Annotated in this window: 7 protein-coding genes and 3 pseudogenes; 2 read left to right on the top strand and 8 right to left on the bottom strand. The window is 68.1% G+C overall.

Features of this window, described 5'->3' with window-relative positions:
- Positions 1-596 precede the first annotated feature (596 nt).
- The 5 genes and pseudogenes from ACSAMQ_RS18680 to ACSAMQ_RS18660 form a co-directional block, all read right to left on the bottom strand.
- A pseudogene (locus ACSAMQ_RS18680) lies at positions 597-1,277 on the bottom strand (septal ring lytic transglycosylase RlpA family protein); the annotation flags it as partial.
- Positions 1,278-1,399: 122 nt separating this feature from the next.
- Positions 1,400-2,542 (bottom strand): annotated as a pseudogene (gene mltB / locus ACSAMQ_RS18675) (lytic murein transglycosylase B); the annotation flags it as partial.
- A 53-nt stretch (positions 2,543-2,595) separates the two neighbouring features.
- Positions 2,596-3,132 (bottom strand): hypothetical protein, encoded by a 537-nt coding sequence (locus tag ACSAMQ_RS18670; protein ID WP_435397101.1) that lies wholly within the window; start codon positions 3,130-3,132, stop codon positions 2,596-2,598.
- A gap of 94 nt (positions 3,133-3,226) precedes the next feature.
- The gene (locus ACSAMQ_RS18665; protein ID WP_435397100.1) at positions 3,227-4,051 is read right to left on the bottom strand and encodes an agmatinase family protein; all 825 of its coding nucleotides are present in this window, start codon (positions 4,049-4,051) and stop codon (positions 3,227-3,229) included.
- Positions 4,052-4,127: 76 nt separating this feature from the next.
- Positions 4,128-4,717: pseudogene (locus tag ACSAMQ_RS18660) on the bottom strand (DUF1989 domain-containing protein).
- Positions 4,718-4,808: 91 nt separating this feature from the next.
- On the opposite strand from ACSAMQ_RS18660, the gene ACSAMQ_RS18655 reads away from it, so the two are divergent.
- Positions 4,809-5,714 (top strand): LysR substrate-binding domain-containing protein, encoded by a 906-nt coding sequence (locus ACSAMQ_RS18655; protein WP_435397099.1) that lies wholly within the window; start codon positions 4,809-4,811, stop codon positions 5,712-5,714.
- A 50-nt stretch (positions 5,715-5,764) separates the two neighbouring features.
- On the opposite strand, the gene ACSAMQ_RS18650 is transcribed toward ACSAMQ_RS18655, so the two are convergent.
- A complete protein-coding gene (locus ACSAMQ_RS18650) occupies positions 5,765-6,163 on the bottom strand; it encodes a type II toxin-antitoxin system PemK/MazF family toxin (RefSeq protein WP_435397098.1) in 399 nt (132 codons plus the stop codon).
- 214 nt (positions 6,164-6,377) lie between these two features.
- On the opposite strand from ACSAMQ_RS18650, the gene ACSAMQ_RS18645 reads away from it, so the two are divergent.
- A complete protein-coding gene (locus tag ACSAMQ_RS18645; protein ID WP_435397097.1) occupies positions 6,378-6,878 on the top strand; it encodes a hypothetical protein in 501 nt (166 codons plus the stop codon).
- Between the two features lie 75 nt (positions 6,879-6,953).
- Here ACSAMQ_RS18645 and ACSAMQ_RS18640 read toward each other — a convergent pair whose 3' ends face one another.
- Together ACSAMQ_RS18640 and rodA are read right to left on the bottom strand one after the other, a co-directional pair.
- The gene (locus tag ACSAMQ_RS18640; RefSeq protein ID WP_435397096.1) at positions 6,954-7,823 is read right to left on the bottom strand and encodes a hypothetical protein; all 870 of its coding nucleotides are present in this window, start codon (positions 7,821-7,823) and stop codon (positions 6,954-6,956) included.
- 83 nt (positions 7,824-7,906) lie between these two features.
- Entirely contained in the window at positions 7,907-9,022 is a 1,116-nt protein-coding gene (rodA, locus tag ACSAMQ_RS18635) for a rod shape-determining protein RodA (protein WP_435397095.1), read from the bottom strand.
- Between the last annotated feature and the right edge of the window lie 80 nt (positions 9,023-9,102).

Below are 9,102 nucleotides of genomic sequence, written 5' to 3'. Positions count from 1 at the left end.
TGACGGGGAACGTCAGTTGTGTGACATCGGTGTCATGATGCTCACGTATATTTAACAAGCAATGTGCCGGTCGTCACGCCTTGGCACGCTTTGTGCGTTTTCATGGCCTGCTCCTTCTGCTGCTTGGCCATGGCGCGCTGTTCGGCCCGGCTCAGCGGCTTCGGCGGGGCGATCTCGGCGCCCTTGCCGGTGGCGACGCGGACCTGGCGCGATTTCATCCAGGTGTCGAATTCGTCGGCCGTCATCGACTTGCCGTTCTGCATCATGTCGAAGCGATAGTCGTTGCCCGGCAGCAACTTGCCGCCGCCCGACGCCGCGGGGGCCTTGGAAGCGACGGCCGTGGCCGGCTTGGGCGCCGCAGCGGAGGCCGCGGGCTGGCCGGTCGCGACCGTGGTCCTGACCGGAGCGGCAGCCGGCGCCGAGGACGGGCTGGCCGGCTTGCCGGTGGCGATGCGCACCCCCGGCGGCAGTTCGCCCGCGTTGGCGCTGCCGATCGGCATCGCCGAGACCAGCCGGTCGATCGCCGACGGCGGGTTCGGCTTGGCCGCGGCCGGCGGCGGATTGTTGGCGGCGCTGGCGTAGACCGGCGGCGCGGCGTCGCCCGGATGCAGGGCGCGCACCTCGACCCGGCCGGTGCCGCGCTGGGTGATGCCGAGCTTGACCGCGGCGGCGTAGCTGAGGTCGATCACCCGGCCGTCGTGGAACGGGCCGCGGTCGTTGACGCGCACGGTCACCGACTTGCCGTTGTCGAGGTTGGTGACGCGGGCGAAGCTCGGCAGCGGCAGCGACTTGTGCGCGGCGGTGAAGGCGTACATGTCGTACACCTCCAGGTTGGAGGTGCGCCGGCCGTGGAATTTCTGGCCGTAGTAGGAGGCCAGGCCGCGCTCGACGTAGTCCTCGTGCGAATCGAGCACCTTGTAACTCTTGCCGAGCACTTTGTAAGGCGAGCGGTTGCCGAACTGCGAGCGCGCCTCGGCGACGACTTCGGGTTCGGGGATCGCATCGACGTCGGGCACGTAGTCCGGGGTGGTGTCGGACACGCCCGGGGCGTACAGGCCGCCGGCCTTGTAGTTGCCGCGCTTGCTGAGGTCTTCCTGGGCCGGCGCGTACGGCGACTTCTTGCGGCCGCCGTGCGGCTGCGCCGAAGGCAGGCCGCTGGCGTGGACGCGGTCGCGTTCCGGCAGGGCCAGGGCTTCGGAAGAATTTTTCTTGGGTGCGCTGGCGCAGGCGGCCAGGGCCAGCGGCAGGACGGCGGCGGCCAGCCGCCCGATCAACACGATCGGCGGCCGCTTCGTGCCCGGCCCGCTCATGCCTGCGGTGCCTTGGCTGCGGGGGCGGTGCCCGCGGGGGCCTTGCCCGCAGGCTGGGCCGGCGCGGCGGGCGGTGTGGCTATATCGGTGGCCAAGGGATTCTCCCGTCCGGCGATCGCCTCGGCCAGCTGGTACACCGCCATCGCGTAATGCTTGGAGATGTTGTAGCGGGTGATCGCGTAGAAGTTGCGGAAACCGAGCCAATATTCGGGACCGTTGACGCCGTCGAGGTTCAGCAGCGTCGCGGTCTCGGTCGGCGCCACCGTGCCCAGCGGGCGATAGCCGCGCGCGGCCAGGTCGCTGAGCGAATACACCGGGTCCATGCTTTCGGGGACGAAATCCTGCGCGGTGGCGTCGCGGTTGGCGCGCACCGTCACCGGGCCGCCGCGCACCCAGCCGCCCTTCTTGACGAAGTAGTTGGCGACCGAGAAGAACACGTCGTCCAGGTCGGTGAACAGATTGCGCTTGCCGTCGGCGTTGCCGTCGACCGCGAACTCGCGGTAGCTCGACGGCATGAACTGGCCCCAGCCCATCGCCCCGGCGTAGCTGCCGGTCAGGGTGGTGATGTCGATCCGCTCTTCCTTGCCGAGCGCGAACAACTGCGCCAGCTCGCCGCGGAAGAAGGCCTCGCGGCGGTTCTCGCGATCGGCCTTGGCCGGGTCGCCGGTGCGCGGATAGGCGAACGCCAGGGTGTACAGCGCGTCGACCACCGAGTATTTGCCGGTGTTCTTGCCGAAGCTGGTTTCCACGCCGATGATCGAGACGATGATCTCGGCCGGCACCCCGGTCGCGGCTTCGACCCGCGCCAGTTGCGCGCGATGCTCGGCCAGGAAGGCCTGGCCGCCGTCGATGCGGGCCTGGGTGATGAAGATCGGGCGGTAGTCCCGCCACGGCTTGGCCTCGGCCGGGCGCGCCATCGCCGCGACGATGCCCTCGCGGATCTGCGCTTTCGCCAGCACCGATTCGATATAGGCCGGGTCGACGCCGTAGCGGCTGGCGGTATCGCGCACGAACTCGGCGCGCGCCTGCGCCAGCGGCATCGGTTTGACCGGGTCGGGCAATGCCGGCGTGCCGACGACTGGCGTCGGCGCGGCGACCGGGGCCGGCGGTTTCGGCGCCGGGGCGGGCGCGAGGGTAGACGTCGGGATCGGCGGCGTCTGCGTGGCGCAGGCAGCCAGGGCGATCGTGAGTGCGCAAAACAAGGCGCGACGGGCGGTTTGGCGTCGGGTCATCGCGGCGAGGTTAGCACGCGAAAGCGGGGCAAAAAACCTTGGGTTTGCGGGACTTAACCGATTTTATTCATGTCAGGTTGTCGAAGCCGAAGCGGCCGGGGCCGAGGCGATGGCGACGCCCGGGAGGTCGTCATCAACATGAACAGCGCTCCTCGCAGCCGCCTTCGCAGACCGATCTGGCCGCTTACCCTGCCCCGCTTCGTCCGAGGGCGTTGCCGATGGTGAGGTGCGGCGCCGGTTGCGGCGCGCGCGCCAGGCCGAGTTCCTCGCGCAGGTCCAGCGGCGCGGGGCAGCGCACCGCACACCAGACATAGCCCGTCGGTCTCGCGTGCATCGGGGTCGTAGTCGAACGCGATCGCCGCACCGTCCAGGCGTTTCCAGGCCGCCGGCTTCGGCGGCGCCTCGCCGCGGATCACCGGGACATGCGTCCCCCACAACGGCGCCTGCAGGCTGCGGGTGCAGTGGTGAGCGATCCAGAACTGCCGGCGCAGGTAGCGGCCGAGCTCGGGATCGCCGTCGACGATCAGCCGCCACACGGTGCTGCTGCCGTCGCGGCGGGTGCCGATGGAAGGTAGCCAGCACGACGACATGCGAACAACCGCGGAGACAGGCCTCGAACTCGCCCGATTCCGCTTGGCGACCGACCCGCCGGATCACGCGGCAGGGCCCTTCATCGCACCCCGCTCAGGCCGCCGCGCGCGTGCCGCCAAGCGCGGTCTTGATCATCATCCCGCCGAGTTCCTTGACCAGCTTCGCCGCGACCAGCGCGGTGAGGTTGGAGATGTCGCACGACGGGTTGTACTCGACGATGTCGCCGGCCACGATCGGCTGGCGGATGCCGTGCAGCAGATCGATCACCTGGCGCGGCGAGGCGCCGCCCGGCTCGCGGTGCGATACGCCAGGCGCATACGCCGGGTCCAGCCCGTCGAGGTCGATCGACACGTACACGGGCGTGTCCAGATCCAGGCGCAGGCCGTCGCGCCAGTTCGCGGCTTCGATCACTTCCACGCCGAACCGCTCGAATTGGGCGCGATGCTCGTCGTTGACGGTGCGCAGCCCGACCTGGATCAGCCGGTCCGCCAGGCCTTCCTCCATGATCCGCGCGAACGGCGAGGCGTGCGAACGCGGGTTGCCCTGATAGGCGTCGTACAGATCGGCATGCGCGTCGATGTGCACGATGGTCAGCCGTGGCTGGCAGCGCCGCACCGCGCGCAGGATCGGATGGGTGATGGCATGGTCGCCGCCCAGGCACAGCAGCGGGCCGCCCTGGGCCAGTGCGCGCCCGACGCCCTGCTCGATCACTTCCCAGGCATCGGCAACGCCGTCGAAATGCAGGTCGCCGCAATCGATCAGCCGCCCGGCCTCGCCGAAATCGATGCCGGTTTCGCTGCGGATGCTGTAGGCATCGCAGTGCAGTTCGCGGCGGATCAGCGGCGGCGCCGCGGCCGTGCCTTTGAGGTAGGAAGAGTTGTCGTCGTTGGGGATGCCGAGCAGCGAAAGCGCGATCATGTCGGTGTACTCGCGAACAGAAAAACGGAACGGTCCGCCGCGATGGGCGACGGATGGATGCGATGCAGGGGCGGCCTCAGCCGTCGAACACTTCGTAGGCCAGCGCGCGCGCCGGAGCGCCGCCGTTGGCCGCCGACGCCGGACACGCCGACAGGGCGACCGCCAGATCCATTTCGGCGCGCAGCACGATCGCATCGCCCGCTCGCGAACGCGGCGGCGCGACGCGCAGGCGCCCGTCGGCTTCGATTTCGACGTTCATGAACAGGTTGAACGGCGTCGGCAACGGCTCCGGCATCAGTCCGAGCGAACGCAAGCCGGCGCACAGGTTGTCGTGGCAGTTGGGGTGATCGCCGACCGCGCCGTACTGCATTCGGTACATCGGCGCGCTGCAGGCCGCGTACAGGAAATCGTGGCGGCCGACATCGTCCTCGACGATGCTCAACATCGGCCGGCTCAGGTCCGACCACAACACCGCGCGGCCGACAGCCGAAGGCTGCCGCCGTAGTCGAAGCTGCGCCCGTTCGACAGGCGCTCGCGGCCGTCGGCCGAATAGGCGACCAGGTCGCCGCTCTGCCCGCCTTCGCTGTCGACGACGCGCAGGCGCTGGCCGCGCTGCAAGCGCAAGCCCACGCCGCTCGCCGCCGCGACCCGCTGCCGTTCGATCATGCCGCGCCTCCTCCGACACCGCCACGACCTTAGCCCGCAGATTTGCACAGGTCCACTTCGCAAATCTCAAGATAGCTGTAAGATTTTCTTTATGTTCGACCTGGCCCGCCTTCGCCTGCTGCGCGAGCTCGCCCACCGCGGCACCATGACCGCGGTGGCGCAGGCCTGCGGCATGACCTCGTCGGCGGTGTCGCAGCAATTGGCGACCCTGGAGCGCGAAGCGCGCGTCGCGCTGTTCGAACCGATCGGCCGCCGCGTACAGCTGACCGCCGAAGGCAAGCGGCTGGCCGCCCACGCCGAATTGATCCTGCAAGCAGTCGAAGCCGCGGCGCTGGACCTGCGCGGCGTCGATCGGCGCCCGCAAGGCGAATTGCAGGTCGCCTGCTTCGCCAGCTATGCCAAGCGCCACCTGCTGCCGGCGATCCTGCGCATACGCGAACGCCATCCGGACCTGCGCGTGGTGGTGCGCGAACTCGAATCGCCCGACGCGATCGCAGCGGTGCGCGACGGCCGCTGCCACCTCGCCCTGACCTTCGCCTACAACCTCGTGCCGCGGCCCGACCCCGCCGGCCTCGACGCACAGCCGCTGTTGGAAGAACCGGTGTTGCTGGCGCTGCCGCCGCACTGGCGACGCAGCCGCGGCCCGGTCGCGCTGCGACGGCTGGCGCAGGAAGACTGGATCGTCGGCTCGCGCCAGAGCGACGACGGCCTGCTCGCCGAACGCGCTTGCGCCGCGGCCGGCTTCGCCCCGCGGATCAGCCACACCGTCGACGACTACGACCTGATGCTGCGGATGGTCGCCGCCGGCCTGGGGATCGGCTTCGTCCCGAGACTGGGCCTGGACTTCCCGAGCGCCGACGCCGTGGCGGTGCGCACCGCCGCCGGCGCGCCGCTCAGCCGGCGCATCCAGGCGCTGACGCGTCCTGCATCGACCGCGACGCCGAACGTGCGCGCGTTGCTGGCGGAACTGTCGGCCGGGGCGAAAACGAGCGTGTGAGCGTTGGGCAAGGCGAACGCCCGAGCCCCGAAGGTGCGCGACTGCCGATATCAACCGCGATTGAAGAACGACGCCTGCAGCAAACGCATTCCCGCCAATACTTGAGCCACGCGTTCGTCCGACAAGGCCCCGATGCGCTCGCCCAAGCGCGTCTTGTAGATCGACGACACCTGCGAAACGATCACCACACTCTGTTTGAGCAAGCCGCCTTCGCCCGGTTCCAGCAAGACGTTGCCCGGCTCGCTGACCCGCCCGATGTTGGAGCTCAAGGCGCAAACCACGACGGTGCTGATCCGCGAGTGGTTGAACAGATCGTCCTGCACCACGAGGTGCGGATGCGGGACGCCCGGCACCGAGCCCCGGAACGGGTCCGGCGGCAACCAGAACAGGTCTCCGCGGTTCACGGTGCCGCGGAAGACGCTGAGGTAAGCCTGTTCTTCTCTGTCCACGAAACGTCATTGCCGCTTACTTCGACGCCGCAGACTACCTTCAATCCTTCCGGATCGACATCTTCCATCTGCCAGACCGGCCAACCGAGGAGTTCCGAGCGACGACGCAACCCTATCCAGGCCAACCGTCCTGCGTCCTATCTCGACGCCGGAAACTGCCATAGACTCCAGGTCGCCCGCCCGGACCTGCCGCTACCCACCGAGGAGCAAGCGCATGATTGATGGCAAGCGACTCGTCGATCTGCTCGGACACTCCTCCGCCCAGGCCAGCCTGACCCGGTACCTCACCGACGCCGGCATGATCGAGCGGCCGCAAGGCCCGGACGTGGTCCAGTACCTCGACTTCGACGACCTCGGCCTGGCCTTGATCTTCACCGTGGCGGACGTCTACCGAGAGGAAATCGGAGAGCCCCGCGACGACGGCCACTGGATCCTCAGCGGCATCCATTTCTACAACCGCCACCAGAACGGCCAGAACGACAAGTTCGCCGGCGTGTTGCCGTACGGCCTGAGCTTCGAGTTCAACCGGGTCCGGACCGCGGCGGCCCTGGGCCCCCCGATCGTCGACGAAGAAGACGACGGCTACGTCATGAACACCTTCCGGGCCGACGACGAAATCGTCGTCACCACCTCGACCGCCGTCGACCACGGCGAAGCGCTGTGGTTCAAGGTCGAGAAGATCGACAAATTCCACAGGGAACGCGGCGACGTTTGATCGTTCCACCAGGGACGCGACTGCAGCAGCAGCGCCGTTGCCGGTGAGAACGGTGGTCCGCTCGGCGATTTGGGCTTACCGCCCGAACTCAGAATCGAGAATCGGTTCTACCGCAAGCACATGCCAAGCTCCGAACATCACCAAGACGCGGTCGTGCTCGCGTATCGCCCGTTCGATGGAAGCGATCAGGCGACGATCCCTCACGGTATTGGTACTGCGCGCCAATTCGCTGAGCCGACCGTTGTCATGAACCGGGCTGGTCAGGTCCGGGTTCCAGCCCTTGCTCGTCAAAGACTGGCCGACCAGGCGTCGATATTCGCGCAGGAAGCCTGACCATCGATCCGAACCCTCGCGCTTCGGCAGACCGTTTGCGACGAGATAGTCGGTGTAGAAGGCCTCGTATTGGGCCGCAACCGCCTTGAGGTCCGGATTGCGGCGGTTTCCTATCAGGCGCTGTGCCACCATGAATACGAGAATTTCTTCGGCGCTGTGGCGAGCCAGCAACACCTCGATCTCCTCCCTTACCGAGGCATCGCCGCTGCGGATCGGGACACCGCGCCGGTGCGCCAGATGGGCGATGAAACCGAGATCGGCACCACGCGCTATCGCCGCCTCCTTCGACAGGGTCTTGAGGTCGTCGGGGATTTGGCTTTCGTGCAGTACCAGCTGCGGGCGGACACGCTCGAACACGGCTTCGATGTCGCCGTACATCGGCGAATGCGGATTGCTGAGGTGCCTGGTACCAAGCACCACGAGGTGTTTGGCGCCGATCTTGCGTTCCCAAACGTAGGGTCGCGCCGCTGACTTTCCGCTCTCCGGCAGTTTGAGGTAGCTACGCGCCGCGGCGCGCCTTCCGCTCTCGTCGGCGAGCGCCTGCGGCAAGCCCGCAATGAGGAGCAATAGAATTACCAAAGGTATGGAAGGAACGATCGCGAATCCTTTCATGCCGCCTCCTGCCGGAAAGAAATGCTCAGCTCAGAACCGCTTCCTACGAACGCGCGATCAGGCGCCGGCGCGCGCCGTCGAACTCACCGCCCGCCATGCACCGGCCGGTGCGCGCGCACCGCCATCACCACGCCGAGACCGGCCAGCAGGGACACCGCCGAGGTGCCGCCGTAGCTCAGCAGCGGCATCGGCACGCCGACCACCGGCAGCAGGCCGGAGATCATGCCGCCGTTGACGATGACGTAGACGAAGAAGGCCAGGCCCAGGGCGCCCGCGATCAATCGCGAATAGCCGTCGCGGGCGTCGGCGGCGATCCACAGGCAGCGGCCGACCACGAACAGGTACAGGGCCAGCACCACGATCACGCCGGTCCAGCCGAACTCTTCGCTGAGCACGGCGAAGATGAAGTCGGTGGTGTGTTCGGGCAGGTAATTGAGGTGCGACTGCGAGCCTTGCAGCCAGCCCTTGCCGGTCATGCCGCCGGCGCCGATCGCGATCTTCGACTGGATGATGTTCCAGCCGGTGCCGAGCGGATCGGTCTCGGGGTTGAGGAAGGTCAGGATTCGGTCTTTCTGGTACGGCCGCAGCAGCCAGAACCAGGCCACCGGCGCGGTCGCGGCGACCGCGCCGAATGCGGCGCCGAACCACCACCACGGCAGGCCGGCCAGGTACAGGGCGAAGGCGCCGCTGATGCCGACCAGCATCGCGGTGCCGAAGTCGGGCTGGAGCAGGATCAGGGCGGTCGGCGCGCCGATCAGCACCGCGGCAACCAGCACGGTCTTGAGCTTAGGCGGCAGCGCTTCGCGGTTGAGGTACCACGCGACCATCATCGGCAGGCTCAGCTTGAGCAGTTCGGCCGGCTGGAAATAAAACACCTTGAGGTCGATCCAGTGCCGGCCGTGCTTGCCGGTGCCGACCACCAGCACCAGCAGCAGCGGAATCATCGACAGCGCGTAGACCAGCGGCGTCCAGTTGCGCAGTTGCGACGGCGGCATGCGCGACAGGCCCCACATCGCCAGCAGGCCGACGCCGAAGCGCGAGCCCTGCGCGATCACCATGCGCATCGAATGCTCGCCGGCGCTGTACAGCACCGCCAGGCCGATCGCCATCAGCGCCAGCAAGGCGGCCAACATCATCAGGTCGAGGGTGCGGGTGAAGCGCTGCGCCAGATCCCATAGATAACGCAGGATCACTCTCATCGCCGCGGCTCCGCCGCCGGCGCGACCGTGGGCGCGGGCTCGGGCGCGACGGGTGCGTCCTCGCGCTCGCCGGAGGCGTC

It is taken from the genome of Lysobacter sp. 1R34A (assembly GCF_051217035.1).
Classification (GTDB): domain Bacteria; phylum Pseudomonadota; class Gammaproteobacteria; order Xanthomonadales; family Xanthomonadaceae; genus Lysobacter.
Note: the sequence above shows the minus strand (reverse complement) of the source record. Positions and strands in the feature narration are given on the sequence as shown.